Here is a 17768-nt window from a genome sequence, read left to right as displayed (position 1 = left end):
TAATGAATTATATGTCAAATATCCTTGGTGAAGATTACTGGACTTCAAGATATCAACAAAATTCCATTGGTTGGGATGTAGGTGAAGTTACAAAACCATTAAAGCAATATTTAGACCAAATTGATAATTATTGGTTAAAAATACTTATTCCTGGCTCAGGAAATGCATATGAAGCACAATACGCGCTAAATAAGGGGTTTTTGAACACTAATATATTAGATATTTCTCTTTTACCTTTGGAAAAATTTCAACTAATCAACCCTGATTTTCCTGAAAGCCAAATCCATCATGGAGATTTTTTTGCCCATGAGGATCAGTACGACCTGATCATTGAACAGACTTTTTTTTGCGCATTGCTACCCTGTAGAAGGTCTGATTATGTAAAAAAAATGAAAAACCTTCTCAAACCGGGTGGGAAATTGGTGGGATTGTTGTTCAACAGGCATTTTGAAAAGTCAGGCCCTCCCTTTGGTGGAAGTGAGGAGGAATATAAGGAGTTGTTTGAAAAGGAATTAAAGATTCTTAAAATGGAAACTTGCTACAATTCAATTTCTCCAAGACAGGGACAGGAGTTGTTTTTTATCTTACAAAAAAATCAATAATGTAGGATGTAATGGGATTTGGTAAGGGTTTTATCAAAAAACAAGATACCACACTCATAAAAATCCAAGCTGATGACTACTTCAGGGTGTGCTTTGATCTTTTCCCAAGCCCTGTTCATCTCTTTTGACCAATGAATGTCGGCAATTGCGATGATACTTGTTTCCCGGATTTTTGGAAGCAATAATTCAAAATAATCAAAAGTGGCCTGATAAGTATGATTGGCATCCAAAAGCGCAAAATCAACTGTTTGATTTTTCTCCAATAGGTAAGGAAGGGAGTTTTTTAAATCACCCAAAACAAAATGAGTATTTTCTGGCTTGGGGTTTTCTTGGGATTTTTGCCAAAGGGCTTGAGAACCTTCAAAAGTATATAAATTGCCTTTGGTAGATTTGGATAAATATCGCGTATTGACTCCAACGCATGTTCCCAACTCAAAAACAACATTTGCCTGTGTTTTTAAACAGAAAAACTGATACAGTTGGGAGAATTTCCTTGGACTTGTACTGTATTTAGTGACTGAGGAAATCTTTCGTTTTGATTTTCTTAATTTAATTGAGCCTGCCCCAAAATCCTCTATTTCGCAGATTTCATCGCATGAGAGTAATTTTTTCCTAAATTCCTCTATGTCTAAGTCTTTTTCTTTGGACTGCTGTATATGTCCAAGAAGTCCATTGTAAACGTCAAAAACAAAAGGAGATTGGATGGCATATTGGTCTTCTTTGACAAGCCAATAGCGTAAATAGGATAGAAGTGGAAAAAAGTGTCGCTTCAAGTTTAATTGTCGAAGATATCAGCAATCAACTGAAATTCAGGGATTTTAACCTCCAAAACTTTTCCGTCGAATAATTTCTCCATAAAAAATGAACCCCTCATTTTACCCAAACCTGACTTCAGGTTGCATCCTGATACATATTCATGCAGATATCCAGGTTCGAGAACCGGCTGCTGCCCCACGACACCATCACCTTCAACAGTCTTGGTAGCATCTCCTGCATCAAAAATTTCCCATTTCCTTCTCAGAAGTTGGATAGTATTGGGGCTGTTGTTTTCTATATTTACTTTATAGGTAAATACATAATGATGCTGATGTGGACTTGAAAATTCTGCTTGGTAGGTGACTTGAACAGTGACTTTAATTCCTTGTGTAACAGCTGTAACCATTTCTTTTTTACAATTGGGATTTAAAAATTCGAAAACTTTGTCTTATTTCCAAATTATCTACGAAATACAATACAAAAATGGATGTTAAAATCGAATCAGGGTGGAAAAATCTCCTGGAAGAGGAATTTTCAAAACCATATTTTGGTGATCTGGCAGGATTTATCAAATCAGAATACCAAAATCAGGTAGTATATCCAAAGGGGAAAGAAATATTCAATGCCTTTGCACATTGTACGGTGGATAAGCTAAAAGTTGTCATTCTTGGACAAGACCCATATCATGGTCCTGGTCAGGCGCATGGTCTTTCATTTTCGGTAAGGGAAGGGATTCCTTTTCCACCGAGTTTGCTCAATATTTTTAAAGAAATTAACAGGGACTTAGGTCATTCCATGCCCCCGAATGGAGATTTGACCAAATGGGCAGATCAAGGAGTTTTACTTTTAAATGCTACCCTGACGGTCCGTGCGCATCAGGCAGGGTCACACCAAAACAAAGGATGGGAAATTTTTACAGATGCAGTAATCCATAAAATCGCAACAACGAAGGAAAATGTTGTCTTTATGCTTTGGGGTGCCTATGCCCAGAAAAAAGCATCGTTTATTGACGAGGGACGACACCTGAAATTACATGCCCCACATCCTAGCCCTCTCTCGGCGCATAGGGGATTTTTGGGATGCGGACATTTTTCCAAAGCCAATGCTTATTTAAAGGAAAAGGATAAAGGGGAGATTAGGTGGTAGTAGTCCACAGTGGACAGTCGACTGTCCACTGTGGTCAAATTCAGGGATTATACAATTTTTCAATTTTACAACCTAAAAATCCTTTTCACCAAACCCCTCTGACTTTCATTTCCAAGGTATAAACTGCGTCCATAGCAGTTATAAATAAAGTTTTACGTTCAGTTCCTCCAAATACCACGTTGGAAGTCCATCCTTCCTTCATCGGGATATGGGCAATTTGTTCACCTTTTGGATTAAAAACAGTAACTCCCTTGCCTGTAATGTAGACGTTGCCTTTGTTATCAATGGTCATTCCATCAGAGCCCATTTCACAGAAAACCTTTCTGTTTTTGAGGTAACCGTCCTCCTCGATATCGTAGACGTAGGTTTTTTTATCTCCGATATCTGCCACATAGAGTTTTTTTCCGTCAGGTGTTCCGACCAAACCATTAGGTTTTACAAGTTTTTCGTCAACCCTGAAAAATTGGATCTTATCCGGGGCTAAATAATAAAGGTGTTCACCATCTTGTTCCATTTCTTGGCTTCTTCCCGTCCACCAAGGCCTTTTGTACAATGGGTCGGTGAGGTACATCCCGCCGTTTGGTGCTATCCACACATCATTTGGCCCATTTAGTTTCTTTCCTTTATAGTTTTCTATCAGGATTTTCATTTCTCCTTTATCATCGATGGCAATCAATTGATTTTCTTCATCGGCACATGAAATCAGGATGTCTTTTCTGTCAAAATACATTCCATTTGATCGCTTTCCACCTTCTTTGAAAAGAGTCACCTCATCTCTTGTTGCGGACCATTTGAAAATTTTGTCATTGGGTTGATCTGTGAAATAAATGTCACCGTTGCGGTGGACAGCCGGGCCTTCAGTAAATGTGTAGCCTTCCCCGACTTTTTTCAGTTCTGCATTTTTGGCAACGACACTTCCTCTATCCAATTCTTGGGATAGGCCGTTGAATGCGAAAATAACAGCAATTATTGCCGTGAGGCCGTATTTTTTTAAGGTTATCATAGGTATTTTTATTGGGTAATAAATTCAGTCCAAAGTGGAAAATGATCAGAAAGGCGGAAAGATAATTGAGAAATTGTATAGTTCCTATCCTTGAGTACATGGTCTCGAAAATCCACAATGCCTCCCTGTACATACTTCAGGTTGATGTTGTTTTCAAACCACGCCACTTGGTCGTAGAATGTATTGGTTTTTTTGAAAACAGTTCTGTCCTGTTCCTGAAGGTCATTTGGGATAAAAAGTCCGGTAGAAATGAAGGCATCAAAGGTCGGATCTCCCTTTCGCATCAGGTTAAAATCTCCCAATGTCAGCAGACTGTGGTTCCAGGAAGCCATCTCCTTTGACCAGTCAAAAATCCAGTCAGCAATAGCTTGGATCTCTCCAACCCGATCTTGAGATTTTGACCCAAAGAGCACATGAAGAGTCAATAACACAAAAGTACTTTTGCCGGCTTTGAAACTCACCCCATAGGGAGTCCTCGCAAATTGGCGCTTCAGTGCATCGGTATGGATTTCCTTGTTTTTCTCCAAAATTTCATCGGGAATGACGATCTCGCAGGCAAGTCCAGACAATTTGACTTTACGGGTATCAAAGATAAAGGCAAGTCTTTCATTGTTTCCCTTGGATCCTACGGTGACATCAGTCATCAAAAAACTCCAATCCGAACCCAACAGGTGCATAGTTTCCCTCAATCCTTTGAAATTGCCCCGCACTTCCTGAACGGCAATGATGTCAAACCTCTTAATAATCTCAACAATACAAAGTAGGGCATGGGCATCTCTTTTTGGAGAGTCATTTTCTCCTGATTCCCATTTCATGGTGATATCACCAAACATCCGGATATTCCATGTACAGATCAGGACATTTTTATCGAGTTTTTTTGCAGGAATGGTGGAATCCAAGAAACTTTTGAAAGCTTCAAGTTCGTCCTGAACTTCTTTGGGAGGGGAAAACAGATTGATTGACATCGCAATAAGAGAAAGAATGAAATGAATGATATGAAAATTAGAAAAGCTTGCTATTTTTATCAAAACCCAATTTAATCCTTTATGAACAATATTGAGAAAAAACCCAGAACCTTTTTGGACAGATTTTTGGATTTTATAGAAAAGGCAGGAAACAAACTTCCTGATCCGGCTATACTTTTTCTGATATTGATGGTTTTTACTTGGGTGCTGTCAGCCATACTTTCTCCCATCGACTTTGGGGCCATTGACCCTAGAAACGGAGGAGCGCTAAAGATCCAAAACCTGTTGACAGGAACACAATTTGCGGCATTCTTCGCCAATATGACCGGGGTTTTTATCAATTTTCCACCTTTAGGTGTAGTGTTGTTGGCGATGTTGGGAGTTGGGGTTGCTGAGCATTCAGGATTTATCAATACAGGTTTGAAGTTTTTATTGGGAGTGACCCCAAGAATGCTGCTGACTCCGATTTTGGTTTTGGTGGCGATAGTCAGTCATACCGCTGCCGACGCCGGCTATGTGTTGGTTATACCTTTGGGTGGCGTGATTTTTTATGCGGCAGGCAGACACCCCTTAGCAGGGATAGCAGCTGCTTTTGCCGGTGTTTCGGGAGGATTCGGTGCCAACTTTATCCCATCAAGTATTGATCCATTGATCCAGAGTTTTACTCAATCAGCTGCCCAGATCATCGATCCGGAGATTGTTCTTAATCCTCTGAACAATATCTTTTTTACCGGTCTTTCAAGCTTGGTTGTGGTTATTGTCGTTTGGTACCTGACAGATAAGGTGGTGGAACCAAGATTGAATAAAAATGTGAAAGTGGATGAAAATCTTGACGACATTCCTAAAATTGATATCCTGAATGCCAAAGAGAAAAAAGCATTTTGGATGGCATTTGGAGTTATGTTCCTTTGTGTCTTGGGACTCTTTTTATGGGTATTTCCGCAAGATTCCGCATGGAGGGATGCAGCAGGAGAGATCACTTCAAGGGATGCACCATTGATGAAATCCATTGTACCGCTAATTTTTGCCTTGTTTTGGATTCCTGGATTGATTTATGGCTTTGCTGCAGGAACGTACAAGAGTATGAAAGACATGGTTGCCTCCATGAGCAAAGCAATGGGAAGTATGGCATATTATATTGTGATGGCCTTTTTCTGTGCCCTGTTTATAGATGCTTTTGGAAAATCCAATATCGGTGCATTGACTGCGCTGAAAGGGGCCAATTTCCTTCAGTCCTTAGCCCTGCCTTCTCAAATCACCATCATAGGTATAGTCATTTTGACTTCATTGGTCAATCTTCTGGTAGGTTCGGCTTCCGCTAAGTGGGCATTGATCAGTCCTATATTTGTGCCCATGCTGATGCAGTTGGGGATATCTCCTGATCTGACCCAAGCAGCTTACAGGGTAGGAGATTCCGTTTCCAATATAATCACGCCCTTGTTGCCCTATTTTCCTTTAATTGTGGTTTTCTGCCAACGGTATGTCAAGTCTACGGGAATCGGAACCTTGGTTTCGATGATGTTGCCTTATTCCATGATCTTGCTGGTGACATGGACTTTGTTTTTGTTGCTTTATTGGACTTTGGGTATTCCTTTGGGATTGCAGAGCACTTATGAGTATGTGATGGCGGTGCCGTGATTTATTGGGGATTATATGGATTGAAGGTAGCTGATGGCTTCATAGGGTGAATCTTTATCAAATCCGATTTTATTGATATTGGATATTTATTGATATGGGTATCTGATATGTTGCACTTTGGGCCTGGAAGTGACTTTATCGGATACAGATACTTAATTTGAGTTTGGGCAAATTGTACCCGATAAAATAAAAAAATGACTTTTACAAATACCTCAAAAATGCCTCAGGGTTGTTGAGGAAGTTTTTCATGATCGTAAAATGCTCGGTGTCCTCATAGTTCACTTTCTGAATTGAATCTGAAAACTGGTAGATCGTCGCATTGGGCAAAGTCATCAGAATGGGAGAGTGGGTGGCTATGATAAACTGGCAACCGTGGTTTTCTGAAAGGTTTTTGATCAAAGAAAAAAGTGCCAATTGACGCTGAGGAGATAGCGCAGCTTCAGGTTCGTCGATCAGGTAAATCCCTTCAGCCTGCAACCTCCCTTGTAAAACTTTCAAAAATCCTTCTCCATGTGACACCTCTGTCAAATCTCCATATTTTCTGAGCAGTGCTTCTTTTTGGCCATACACTGCACCTACCGCCAATTTCAAGCCTGTTCCACTCAGACGCTTTTCAAAATCAACAATGTCACCTTTGAATTCCTGATCGATGTTTTTGAGGCGCTTCACGAATCCAAAATAATCCTCAGCCCTAAAGAAAAACCCCCGAAAAGCCTTTTTCTTCCATGAAGTGATGATGGCTTCACCGAAAGACTTAACCCCTTCCAATGTCTCATCCGATTCCAAATCGTTGCTTCCAATGGCAGGAAGGTTAAGCTTGATTGCCAAGGCTTTAAGCAGGGTAGATTTGCCAGATCCATTTTCACCAACAAAGACTGTCACCGGTGTTTCAAATGACATGCTTTCCAATTCCCTGAATGCCTGCAAAGTAAATGGGAATTGGGTTTGAGGACCTTTTGGAAGGGATATGCGTGATAGGTAGTACATGGCTTTGAAGGATTCTGGTCACTACGGGGATACCGTTTTCTTTGTTTTAGTTGTTGTTTTGTTATAGAGGTTGTAGTGGTTCCGCCACAGCGGACAGGTGTGATTGTTGTTGGGGAATCAAGTCTTGAATCTTGTGTCTTTTTTTGTTGTCTGCTTCGTGTTGTCGAGTTATCAGCTTCGCGTTATCGGGTTATCATATATCATTGTTTTAAACGAATCAAGTCTTGCATCTTGTGTCTTTCATCTTGTGTCTTATTTAGACAAGTTACTTTTTTAACCAAAATCACCGAAGGATTCGAAGGTTTCTTTTTTTCTTTTAAAAGGAGCTGGATTCCATTTTAGATGAAAATCAGTGAACTTTCCAAAGAAATAATAGGTAAAAGTGATTTTCAATAAAATAAAAAATCACCATGGTTTAAATCAATTATTTAAAATTTGGAACACCCGATCCAAGTAATGCCCACTTTTTAATTTTACAAAGAAATCAAACGGCATGAAATATGGAACCGAAACTAAATATTCTCTTCCTTTTTTTGGGGTTTTATTTGATGTCCTGTACCAGATATGAGGACTTATCAAAGACTTACAATTTACCCCAAAACGTCTCTTTTTCGAATTTTGACACCTTGGTTACTTTTCAGGAAAACGAGGAATATTATATCCGGTTGGCGGATGATTCAGAATGCTACATCCTTATCGATAAAAGATCAAATCAGACAATTTCCGGCTACATCACTCAAAGTCCTCCTTTTTTGGAGTTTCCAAAAGCCAAATACCAAGAGATTAAATTACAACAAATTGCCCATGCAAAAATAAGGGTAATAGATGCGCTCAAAACTTCTGCTTTGGTGGCTTTCCTTGTTGGGATATTGATCCTATCGGGTGTTTGCGTACTGATTATCCTTGCAGATCCCGGGAATGAATCCCAAGATTACTGGCTGTTTTGAAAATTTCAATTCGCTTAAAAACATCACAGAAACCAATCATTCTTAAATAGATCGCAATGAAATACCTCACTTTAATTTTAATATCATTTGGGCTGTCATCTTGCATAGTGACCAAAGATTTTTCAAAAGTCTACAAAATGGATAAACCTCTTGATTTTTCAAACACTGAAATAAACAAGAATTTTGAAGTAAATTCAATTTACCTTGTAATGCTAAAAGATGGCAGAGAGCTTAGTTTTAAAGTGAAGAATTCGACTGCTTCATCACTTTTTGGATTCATTACCAACACTAAAAACAAGACAAATAAATTAGAGGAAAATTTCATAGAAATCCCTTTTGAGAGGATCGAAAATGCTAAAAAAGTTTACTATGATCCATGGCTGACATTTGCAATTTTCGGCCTTCCTCCTTTAATAGTTTTATATTTAATAGTTCAGCATGGATATATAGGAGTGGGATTCTGAGAGTATCTCAATTTCATTCTTCCTCTTGTTTTGGAAATTCAAAAATTCTAAATCCATTACCACTTACTTCTTACCAATTACTTTTCCATTCCTCTACCTTCGCTCATTTCCTCTCCATCACCACCACCAACTTCTTCAAATCAGCCGAATAGGCCATTCGGGTAATGTTCTGATAGCCTTCCAGGATGATGGAACCTGCTTTTTCCCAATCCGTTTTTTCCGCTTTTCTGACATACAAGTCATTTCCTTTACCCATCAGGAGAAGCTGATTGTCCAACCAAATGAAGTCTTCCGAACCGGGAAAAGTATAACCATAATCGAAATAGGTTCTTTTTTCAATATCAAATCCTTTGATGGCATAGGATTTCATACCGTCCACATCTTTGCTGACGTTTTTGTCGATATAAGTGATGATGCTGGTTTTTGGTTTTTTCTTCACCGATCTACCGACATTTTCACTGATGGTATGCAACTCAGATTTGCTGTAAGGATAGACGAGTTTATTGGGTTGGCCAAGGACAAACATCGCAGCTTTATTGTCATACCAATCGTAATAGCCCACTGGTTCGATGTCGTCATACAGCAACTCCGGTTCCCCAAAATTGGTAGGGTAGAGCCACAGTCTTTGCTTGCCATCCGGTTCGACGGTCACTGCCGACACATACAGACCACAATCCGTCAGGGAAGGTGAAAATTCATTCCTGTCCGCAGTTTTGGTGAGGTTGGTAAACTTGTCTTTTTCAAAGTTGTAAATGATGATGTCGTTGTTTCCCTTTTCGTCAACCGCCGAAAAAGCCATCTGAATGTCATTGATAAATGCAGGTTGGTTGTCATACAATGGCCGGTCCGTAATCAACTTGATGGAATTATAATCCAGAACCAACTTCCCGCTTGATTTTTTGCCATCGATCGCAATCAGGTCAAAATTTCCCTGAGCAAAAGCATTGAATGACAGCGAGATAAATAGGGTGACTAAAGCAATTTGAAATTTTGGATACATATACTTTACATTTCGGAAACTAAAATACAAAATGGCAGTTAGACAAACGTGGGAAAATTAACTTTATATACCAATAAAAATCTCGAAAGTCTCAGGAAAGTAGGGGACAGCTTGGCTGATGATGCAGTACTTTTTTTGATTGGTGAAGCTGCATGGTGCGAAAAAATCAATAGCTGGAAAGCTTTGCCTTCCAAAAAGGAGTTGGCTTCATTTCCTGCCGAATTGAAAAGCTTCTTTCTTTTCTTCCACCAAGCACCGGATTTCATTGTTCCCGGAAAAGTCAAGACCGCTCAGGAATTTTTTGACAAAGAAGGAAATCTCTACCTTTCCCTCTTGGGTTTTTATTCTTTGCCTTATTGCTATGCTTTCGCAGACGGTGCCCAAGTCCTGGTACGCTCCAAAAGAATAACAGATGAGGTGGGCATGCGGCTTTCGGAGACTGCCTTGTTCCTGTTGGATTGTTTTGTTCCCGGAACATTTATCGAAGAGAATAAGTCGTTGTTGACCATTGCGAAGGTGCGGTTGATCCATGCCTTCAGCCGGTATTTTGTTTCCAAGTATGCCAAAGACTGGAATTCGGATTGGGGATTGCCCATCAATCAGGAAGATATGATCGGTACCAATCTTGCCTTTAGCCTGATGGTAATGCGGGGAATGGAGAAGCTTAACCGTTTTCCTGGTATAGAAACCCATGAGGCAGTTTTGCATTATTGGAAAGTCATCGGCCATTATCTGGGAATTGACATAGCCTTTTGGCCGGAAACAGCCAAGGAATCTTTTGAATTGGAAAAACTCATCCGCAAACGCCACGTCCGACCTTCGGAAGCCGGAAATACTTTAATCAGGCCTTTGCTCGGTTTTTATGAAAAGTCCATTCCCGACACTACTTTGTCCTCACTCTCAGAAACCTTGGTAGCCTATTTTGTAGGAAAGGAAGTGGCGGGCGTATTGGGGATCAAAGAAAAAGCAAAACTCCCCAAAAGTGTCTATGCTTTGGTGTTGGATTTCAACTTTTTGAAACAAAACGGAGGAAATCCCTCGTATCTCAAAACCAGAACCCAATTTTTGGAACAAAGTAAAACCCAATTCGGCAAGGAACTCAGTTTGAATATCCCGGTTCCCAAGCGTCCATAACCGAACACTTTTTTGTCCGTGTGCGTGTCAGGACATTTTTGGAACACGTTAATTTAGGTTAAAATCGCACTTTTTACCTTATGGCATTCTTTTCGTACTTTGAGTTCCAAATGAAAAGAATCGGCAACTTCATCCGCACATTCCCTTTGGAATTGGTCTTTTGGATCGGGGCCCTTATCGGGATCCTTCTTATCGACCCTTATGGCGCGCAACATTTCACCCTTTGCCCTTTGGAGAACCTAGGCTTCCATTGGTGTCCGGGATGTGGATTGGGACGGGCCATGAGTCTGTTGACCAAGGGGGATTTTCAGGCATCATGGTCCATGCACCCGCTAGCCATGTTTGCCTTCGGCGCGATCGGTTTCCGGATTTTCGAATTAATCAGACACTTAAAAACTACTAACTACTATGGCTAATGTATTGAGACACCTTCCTGAGCTTGAAGGTATGGAATTGGGTTACATTCAGGGCATCCTGAAAAACATGGATGACGATCAGGCAAATCTTTTTGCCCAAGTATATCGCGCCAGAAGAAAAGACAACCAAATGGTATTGATCCTTTGTTTGCTCGGTTTCTTCGGATTTGCCGGACTCCACCGCTTTATTCTCGGACAGATCGGATTGGGTATCCTCTACATCCTGACCCTGGGATTGTGTTTTATCGGTACCATTGTAGACTTGGTCAATTACAAAAGTCTTGCTTACGAATACAACATCAAAGTGGCACATGAGACTTTGTCCATGATGTCAAACAACAGCAATTTCTATCCAAACGTCAATACCAATCCAAATGACAAAGCATAAGTTGGGATTACAAATGGGAATGCTTTTGGTTTCAGGTTTTCTCTTGACGTCTTGTTTTACGTCAGAGAAAACCATTACCAAAGACTACGAAGAAACCTTTGAAGGTATCAAAGAAATCGAACTGGACGGGAAGTTTTTGGAAGTCAGTTATGAAGGTAAATCTGGAGAGGCGGAAGTTTATTTGGACGGTTTCCTGGAGGCTTCCGAAAGTTCAGGCATGGAAATCAGCTACAGAAAATCAGGTTCCAAACTGAAGATCGAAGTGACCGGAGAGAATGAAATCAGTTGGAATTTTTCCAACCACACCAAAGGCTATATCAGCCTTACCGGGCCTGAAGACATCAAACTCAACCTGACCAACGGTTCGGGCTCTATCGATGTCCTCAATGTGGTCCATAAAAATATCAACCTCAAAGTCAACTCCGGAAGCATCAAAGCCACCTCCCTCGAAGTAGGCGACATCCAATTGAACGCTTCCTCAGGAAGCATCAGCGGAGAAGCATTGACCGGCAAAATCAATTGCAAGGTCAATTCAGGCAGTATCAGCCTAAAAGATGTTGTCGGCAATGTCGATGCAGTCGCTTCTTCAGGCAGCTTGAAAATTGAGGAAGTAAAAGGAGCGGTCAATGCCCAGGTCAATTCTGGAAATATCAGGTTGGTCAATGTGGAAGAATTGGGAGAATTGTCTGCGAGTTCAGGCAGCATCAAAGCCGAGAATTCCGGTTTGGGAAGCAATACAAGCTTGGAAGCCAATTCCGGCAGCATCAGCATCCAAACACCCTCAGACCTCAAAACCTTTAACTTCGACCTCAAAGCCAACAGCGGCAGCGTCAGCGTAGGCGAGCAAAATTCCGGCAAAGAACTCGATCTTGATAACGGTGCTTCAAATACCATACGGGGAAAAGTGAGCAGCGGGAGTATTAAGATTGTGAATTAGGGATTGAAAGATTTGAACATTGAAAAATTGGAAGATTTCTAAGGAAGTTTCAAGGTTTTAATGTTTCAATTTGAAAGGATTGGAGGATTGGAAAATTAGAGATTCCGAAGATTTATAAATGAAGAAAAGCCATTGGCCTAAGAGGGTCAATGGCTTTTTTTTGGTTTTTGGTGGAAATCTTCTCCAAGAATCCAATTTCTGCCTGGACCTTTCTTAGAATCCCTCTGACGGTATATTCAAAGTCAACCTTTCCCAACCAAATACTGAATCCATATTTACGATACCATGGGCAAACCTATCTTCCATCAACAATTCCAAACCCAAGAAACCTTTATCGAACTATTCAGATTCCCTTCCGGGATATACTTTTTACAGGCTTGGAATGGAAGGGAAGTGGTAGGGAAGAAGGTGGTGGTGGAGAGATAGGGAGATAGGTTATAGGGTTTGGAGGTTCCAAAGTTGGAAGGTTGGGGATGATATGAGGGTTTTCTTTCAGGTTCAAGCTGAGAAGGGTTCAATATTTACTAATAAAATATTGGAAATGATAAAAGGGTGAAATCAGAAATTTCACCCCGTCCTAAAATCCACCGTTTGGCTACGCCTAAAGGGGACTCAGATTAAAATTTATCTAGAGCAAGTTGTTACACAGGAATTTTTATTTATCGCTAGAATTTATATTGTAGCCTACACCGATTCCTACATACCAACTTTTTGACCAGACTTTTTGGATAAGGTCCAGCTCGCTAAAATTTGGAATATTATTAAGGTTGGTATCGCGATAACGTTCATTGATACTGTTTATTTTTCCAAATGCAAATCCATAAGAAAAATTGAGGCTAACTTTACTGTCAATAATAGATAATGCAGGGCCTAATGCAAAAAAAGGTGTAATTTCCTCATCAAATGGAACAAAAAACCCAATGTTTATTGCAGGTCTAAATATTGATCCGGTTCTGTATGTAACTTCGGAATTAATACCAACTCCAACAGATAGTTGGTCATCTTCATCAATCACCGCTCTTAATTCATCTGCTTGACCAGACACAATTACAGGTTCAGTATATACTTTGTTATTTTTTAAACCCGTTAAGTATATTGCAGAGCCAACATTTACGGAGAGTGCACCAGTTGTTTTAAAAGTTCCGGATGAAATGGAATTTGGTTGGATTCCTTTGTATTTTACCTCAGTAGAAATAGTAACTTCATCATTATTTGGAATAGTTAGAGGGAAACTCGTTAGATTTATGTATTTTGGAGTAAAGGATACTATTTTGCTGACCATTACAATTGAAGTAGGATCAAGTCGTATTCCCTTTATTGAATCAAGAAGCAAAGATTGGTATTGTTGCAATGTCTGAAAATCTTCGATTGACAATTCATTTATATCATTCAGATGATTTTGAATTGAACTAAAATATTCCTGAGCAATTCTGTTTTGTTTTTCATTTTCTGTTTTGATTTCCTCGCTAGTCAGGCCTTCTAAATTTTTAAGTTCTTCCTCCGGGTCTAAAGCAGATGCTAATTCTAATAAATTACTGACCCCAGCATTAAATGTGTAGTCGCTTCCGTTTACTGAAACTCTTATATAGTCTAGATTTCTTAAACCTATATTTTTAGTGAAAACACTTAAACTCTTCCCCGTTACAAGTGCATTAACATCTTTTAATAATAGATTAGTAGAATCTTTCTTATCTCCTTTTTTTAGACTGAACCCTCTGTTAAGATTATTTCTTGAAGTTCCATCTATTATTAATATTCGATGGTGTTTATTGAAAGTTGTTTGATCAAAAGAATTGGAAAAAATTGGGAAAGGAAAAGGAGTAAAATCTTTGGGCGCAGATTTTGTATTATTTACAGGTTTACTACTAGAATTTATACTGAATTTAAATATATTATTTTGTAAGGTTCCACTTCCGTTGTTGACAATAAATTCTACATAATTTACATTACTACCTAAATTTGAAAAACTAAGCTTTCCATCATTTAATAGCAAATCTTGAATGTTATCACTTAAATTGGTTTTTATTTTAAAACTTGGGTTAGGTATAGCTGAAATAATTAGTTTCGGATCAATTTCGATTTTTTTTAGTTCATCGATATTTGGAATTTTATCAAACGATCGTGGATTTCCTTTATATCCCGTTAAAATTGGATCCGCATCATGCTCAACAGTGGCAGGGTCACTACCTAGTCTTAATGTTAATTTTTGGGAAAAAGATAAATGAATAGTTCCTGTAAAAAGGAAAAATAGAATTGAAAGGAAGTTAAGAGTTTTCATGGCTTTCTAATTTTAACGTTAAAATAATTTAGTGGAAAATTGATATTCATAGCATAGGTGAATTGATTGGACTTTGCGAAAACAATACCTAAGGCAAACCCATTATCGTCATATAATAAATTTCCTGAGTCTCCAAAATCTTGAATTGGAGATTGGTTTTGTTTATTCCAAACTTTAATCAAATCATACATTTGAAATGGATTTGTGTCACCCGGAAAATCAAGTTCAAATGAACATGAATGACTTAATAATTCTCCTTTTTGATTTGAGTTTTTTTTCCTGCTAAACATAAAAGCATCTTGACTCAAATCTTTTTTATCCAACACCCGAGGTTCTTTTATAACCATATTTATCAAATTTTGAAGAGGTGAAATTGAATTGAATTCATCCACCTCAATTAATGCGCATTCCCAAACACTTGATCTTAAAGCATTAATTACTGTTCCATTATCTTTACCCCCTGAGCCTATTATTACACGATTATCTAAAGGGTTATTTGATAATTGACCACTCCAATTATGGTTAGGGTGCTTGACAACATGGAAGCATGTTAACAAATATTTAATATTAGGTTTGTCTTCTTTATACACCTCGATCGCAATAGAACCTTTATTTTTTGGTGTGGAAGCATTTTCAATACTATCTTTAAAACTGATTCCACTTGTTAATTCAACTTTTCCAACATTGCTTTCAAATTGTATAGGTATCTCAAAATCCCGAATTATACTTCTAACCTTTTCCTCGAAGCTGCCGTTGTGGTTTCCCTCCAATGAAATCATCAAATAATCAACCCACCTGTTTACTAACTCCTTCCTTTGAATAGAAACTCCCATGATACCCGGTTCATTTAGTAAGAGGGATTTGTATTTGTGGTAGGTTTTCTCAACATTATAGCTTTCGACAAATTCGGACACTTTTGCAGCACTTGTTTGATTTAGAATCTCAGGATCGTTAAGGGCTTGATTTGCTTTTTTTGCATAGTATAGTCTGTCCAACAGGTCATGAAAGAATTTTGAACCGAAGGAAAGGAAAAAGCCTGTCAAGAAAATCCCAATCAAAAAGATGGGATCGAAAGTCCATGATTCTTCAAAATATGGTTTTTGATTTGAAAAAATGTTTTTTAATGGAAACTCCCCTTCTTCCCACCCGATTGTGATTTTTTGGGAATTTTTTTCGAAATCCTTTATCAGTTTAAAAAAATTGGCTTTGAATGCAAATGCAATAACAACTCCAATCAAAATACTTAGCACTGTTATTTCATTTTCTTTTTTTTCTTTATCCTCAACTTCTTTCCTAACAACAAAATCCTTTTTTATTCTCTTGAAAAACTTGAGGTCGACTCGTTTTGAACCAATAGATATAGTATCATGCCTCATTCCCAGACTAATCAGCGAAGAAAAAAGAATTATCCCCCCGACAAATGGGTAAAGCGAATATGCTGATTCGCAAAGCGCCCAAATTAGAATGAGTATCCAAGCTACAATGAATAAAAAACGGCTAAGTTTCGTTCCATAAATCCAGTTCCACCTATGGGCGCTGAGAAAAACGAAACTAAATGCCAAAAGCGTGAGATTCAAAATATAAATTATCAATAAATCAAATACACTATTTCCAAAAACATAACTAAAAAGAATAATCGCCCGGTAAAAGAAAAAGGCAGCAATAGCGATTAAAATTATTGAAAATGTATGTGGGTACGACCGAATAAGTTGAATGAACTTTTCAGATACTATGCTAAGTACAAAAAGAATTACTGTTAGAGCAATAGCTGAATCAAGCATGGCTACAATATTGGTTTGATGTGAGTTTTTTCCTTCACAACCAGAATTGGTGGTGTTTATTTTCTTTTTGAAATAATACTTGGCTTTTTTCCGAGGCCTTATTTATATCGGAGTACGATGTTGATTAGATAGTGAACTTATCAATTCTTCAAAGAAATTGGAGGGAAAAACAGGTTGAAAAAAGGTTGATTTATACTTATTTATGTAAAAAACACCTATTTCAAGGCCAATACGATCTCTTTTCGGGAATTGAATCCGAGCTTTTTGTAGATGTGGTTGATATGGGACTTGAGTGTGCTGTGTTCTATAAAGAGGGTAGCGCAGATTTCCTTGTTGCTTTTACCGGCAAGGATATGGTTGAGTACTTCTTTTTCCTTGAAGGAAAGTTGATTGAGTCGGTGTTGGAGAGAGGTTTCTTTGTTTTTTTCTGCTGTTTGGAGTTTGTCCATCAGGACACGGACCTTGGAGTATTCTATCCTCGCCCAAGCGAAGGAGATCCCAAAGGAAGCTGCCATGATCAACACTAGCACATACACGGTTTCATTCCACTCGAGTTTGTCTGCGACTTCTCCGAAGAGGATGTATGCAGCACCTATAAATAGGAGGGCATAGGAGGGGAGGAGGATTTTTTGGAACCTGAATAAGGCATCAGGATTGGCTAATAATGTTCTCATCTAAGAAAAATTAAAAAGGAATAATTAGTGTGGTTCCGCCGAAGCGGATAAGTTTAAAGGGCAGGATCTGTGCTGTTTGGCTAATCACAAAAAACTACCAAGATTTTTATCCTTTTCAGGATGTTTAGAGACTTGAATACAAAAATCTATTTGGCTAATACTTTGATTTCAAGTACTTTAAAATTAGGAAATACTTTTTAGAATTAAAAACACTTTATAAATATTTCTACAAAAATTAGAAATTGGCGGAGATTGGGGAGAATTTGGTAGGGGGGAGGGGGAATTTGGTGTTGACTAGACATAAGATATAAGACACAAGACTTAAGACTTTGAAAATTCAGAATTAAGAATGAAGAATTATTAATGTCGGATTTCGACAACTTGGTAAAAATGACAACCCATAGCACACAACAAAAAAAGATACACGATGCTAGGCATAAGTTTCAAGACTTAAAAATAGCCACTGGATACAGGACCCAAGATTTAAGACTTTCAAAAATAGACGCAAGATCTGTGTTCATCTTTTTTATCTGTGGTTAAAAAAACTAGATCTGTTTTGGCGGAAACTATACTTACAATTTCCCATCAAATTAGCCAAAACCAAATTCAATCTCACGCTTCATTTTATTCTATAAAAATGTTACCCCTTCGG

At 38.6% G+C, this 17768-nt stretch carries 19 protein-coding genes; 10 read left to right on the top strand and 9 right to left on the bottom strand.

Annotated elements, in window-relative coordinates:
- The first annotated feature begins 11 nt into the window (after positions 1-11).
- The gene (locus tag NU887_RS09360; RefSeq protein ID WP_258423102.1) at positions 12-602 is read left to right on the top strand and encodes a TPMT family class I SAM-dependent methyltransferase; all 591 of its coding nucleotides are present in this window, start codon (positions 12-14) and stop codon (positions 600-602) included.
- Here NU887_RS09360 and NU887_RS09355 read toward each other — a convergent pair.
- Both NU887_RS09355 and apaG read right to left on the bottom strand, forming a co-directional pair.
- The gene (locus tag NU887_RS09355) at positions 596-1375 is read right to left on the bottom strand and encodes an O-methyltransferase (RefSeq protein ID WP_258423101.1); all 780 of its coding nucleotides are present in this window, start codon (positions 1373-1375) and stop codon (positions 596-598) included. The two genes, NU887_RS09360 and NU887_RS09355, sit on opposite strands and share 7 nt — an antisense overlap.
- 2 nt (positions 1376-1377) lie before the next feature.
- Positions 1378-1764: a Co2+/Mg2+ efflux protein ApaG gene (gene apaG / locus NU887_RS09350; RefSeq protein ID WP_258423100.1), complete on the bottom strand. Its 387-nt coding sequence runs from the start codon at positions 1762-1764 to the stop codon at positions 1378-1380.
- A gap of 77 nt (positions 1765-1841) precedes the next feature.
- On the opposite strand from apaG, the gene ung reads away from it, so the two are divergent.
- On the top strand, positions 1842-2504 hold the full coding sequence (gene ung / locus NU887_RS09345) for a uracil-DNA glycosylase (protein WP_258423099.1): 663 nt from the start codon (positions 1842-1844) through the stop codon (positions 2502-2504).
- A gap of 85 nt (positions 2505-2589) precedes the next feature.
- Here the strand turns inward: ung and NU887_RS09340 are convergent, their stop codons facing one another.
- Together NU887_RS09340 and NU887_RS09335 are read right to left on the bottom strand one after the other, a co-directional pair.
- Positions 2590-3507 (bottom strand): SMP-30/gluconolactonase/LRE family protein, encoded by a 918-nt coding sequence (locus NU887_RS09340; RefSeq protein WP_258423098.1) that lies wholly within the window; start codon positions 3505-3507, stop codon positions 2590-2592.
- Positions 3508-3515: 8 nt separating this feature from the next.
- Complete coding sequence (locus NU887_RS09335) at positions 3516-4472, bottom strand: endonuclease/exonuclease/phosphatase family protein (protein WP_258423097.1); 957 nt, start codon at positions 4470-4472, stop codon at positions 3516-3518.
- An 81-nt stretch (positions 4473-4553) separates the two neighbouring features.
- Here NU887_RS09335 and NU887_RS09330 point away from each other — a divergent pair, with 81 nt between their 5' ends.
- Entirely contained in the window at positions 4554-6110 is a 1557-nt protein-coding gene (locus tag NU887_RS09330) for an AbgT family transporter (RefSeq protein ID WP_258423096.1), read from the top strand.
- A gap of 201 nt (positions 6111-6311) precedes the next feature.
- Here NU887_RS09330 and NU887_RS09325 read toward each other — a convergent pair whose 3' ends face one another.
- Positions 6312-7097: an AAA family ATPase gene (locus NU887_RS09325; RefSeq protein WP_258423095.1), complete on the bottom strand. Its 786-nt coding sequence runs from the start codon at positions 7095-7097 to the stop codon at positions 6312-6314.
- A gap of 500 nt (positions 7098-7597) precedes the next feature.
- Here NU887_RS09325 and NU887_RS09320 point away from each other — a divergent pair, with 500 nt between their 5' ends.
- Entirely contained in the window at positions 7598-8044 is a 447-nt protein-coding gene (locus NU887_RS09320) for a hypothetical protein (protein ID WP_258423094.1), read from the top strand.
- 137 nt (positions 8045-8181) lie between these two features.
- On the top strand, positions 8182-8508 hold the full coding sequence (locus NU887_RS09315; RefSeq protein WP_258423093.1) for a hypothetical protein: 327 nt from the start codon (positions 8182-8184) through the stop codon (positions 8506-8508).
- Positions 8509-8611: 103 nt separating this feature from the next.
- Here the strand turns inward: NU887_RS09315 and NU887_RS09310 are convergent, their stop codons facing one another.
- Entirely contained in the window at positions 8612-9508 is an 897-nt protein-coding gene (locus NU887_RS09310) for a hypothetical protein (protein WP_258423092.1), read from the bottom strand.
- Positions 9509-9556: 48 nt separating this feature from the next.
- On the opposite strand from NU887_RS09310, the gene NU887_RS09305 reads away from it, so the two are divergent.
- From NU887_RS09305 to NU887_RS21250, 5 genes are all read left to right on the top strand, one after another.
- Entirely contained in the window at positions 9557-10642 is a 1086-nt protein-coding gene (locus NU887_RS09305; RefSeq protein WP_258423091.1) for an oxygenase MpaB family protein, read from the top strand.
- Positions 10643-10722: 80 nt separating this feature from the next.
- Positions 10723-11058 (top strand): DUF2752 domain-containing protein, encoded by a 336-nt coding sequence (locus NU887_RS09300; protein WP_258423090.1) that lies wholly within the window; start codon positions 10723-10725, stop codon positions 11056-11058.
- On the top strand, positions 11051-11446 hold the full coding sequence (locus NU887_RS09295) for a TM2 domain-containing protein (RefSeq protein WP_258423089.1): 396 nt from the start codon (positions 11051-11053) through the stop codon (positions 11444-11446). Before NU887_RS09300 ends, NU887_RS09295 begins: the two co-directional genes overlap by 8 nt.
- Positions 11433-12383 carry a DUF4097 family beta strand repeat-containing protein gene (locus tag NU887_RS09290; protein WP_258423088.1) on the top strand — a complete coding sequence of 317 codons (951 nt, stop codon included), beginning with the start codon at positions 11433-11435 and terminating at the stop codon, positions 12381-12383. Before NU887_RS09295 ends, NU887_RS09290 begins: the two co-directional genes overlap by 14 nt.
- 267 nt (positions 12384-12650) lie before the next feature.
- Positions 12651-12809, top strand: a complete 159-nt coding sequence (locus NU887_RS21250; RefSeq protein WP_420839745.1) for a T9SS type A sorting domain-containing protein — start codon at positions 12651-12653, stop codon at positions 12807-12809.
- Between the two features lie 229 nt (positions 12810-13038).
- Here NU887_RS21250 and NU887_RS09285 read toward each other — a convergent pair whose 3' ends face one another.
- The 3 genes from NU887_RS09285 to NU887_RS09275 form a co-directional block, all read right to left on the bottom strand.
- Positions 13039-14661, bottom strand: coding sequence for a hypothetical protein (locus NU887_RS09285; protein WP_258423087.1), 1623 nt, complete (start codon positions 14659-14661; stop codon positions 13039-13041).
- Positions 14658-16442, bottom strand: a complete 1785-nt coding sequence (locus tag NU887_RS09280; protein ID WP_258423086.1) for a hypothetical protein — start codon at positions 16440-16442, stop codon at positions 14658-14660. The genes NU887_RS09285 and NU887_RS09280 overlap by 4 nt, the downstream gene beginning before the upstream one ends.
- Positions 16443-16657: 215 nt before the next feature.
- Positions 16658-17116 (bottom strand): response regulator transcription factor, encoded by a 459-nt coding sequence (locus tag NU887_RS09275; protein ID WP_258423085.1) that lies wholly within the window; start codon positions 17114-17116, stop codon positions 16658-16660.
- Between the last annotated feature and the right edge of the window lie 652 nt (positions 17117-17768).

Origin of the sequence: Aquiflexum gelatinilyticum, from assembly GCF_024741135.1 — a bacterium.
In the GTDB taxonomy this organism is placed as follows: Bacteria; Bacteroidota; Bacteroidia; order Cytophagales; family Cyclobacteriaceae; genus Cognataquiflexum; species Cognataquiflexum gelatinilyticum.
This window is presented reverse-complemented; position numbering and strand designations above follow the sequence as displayed.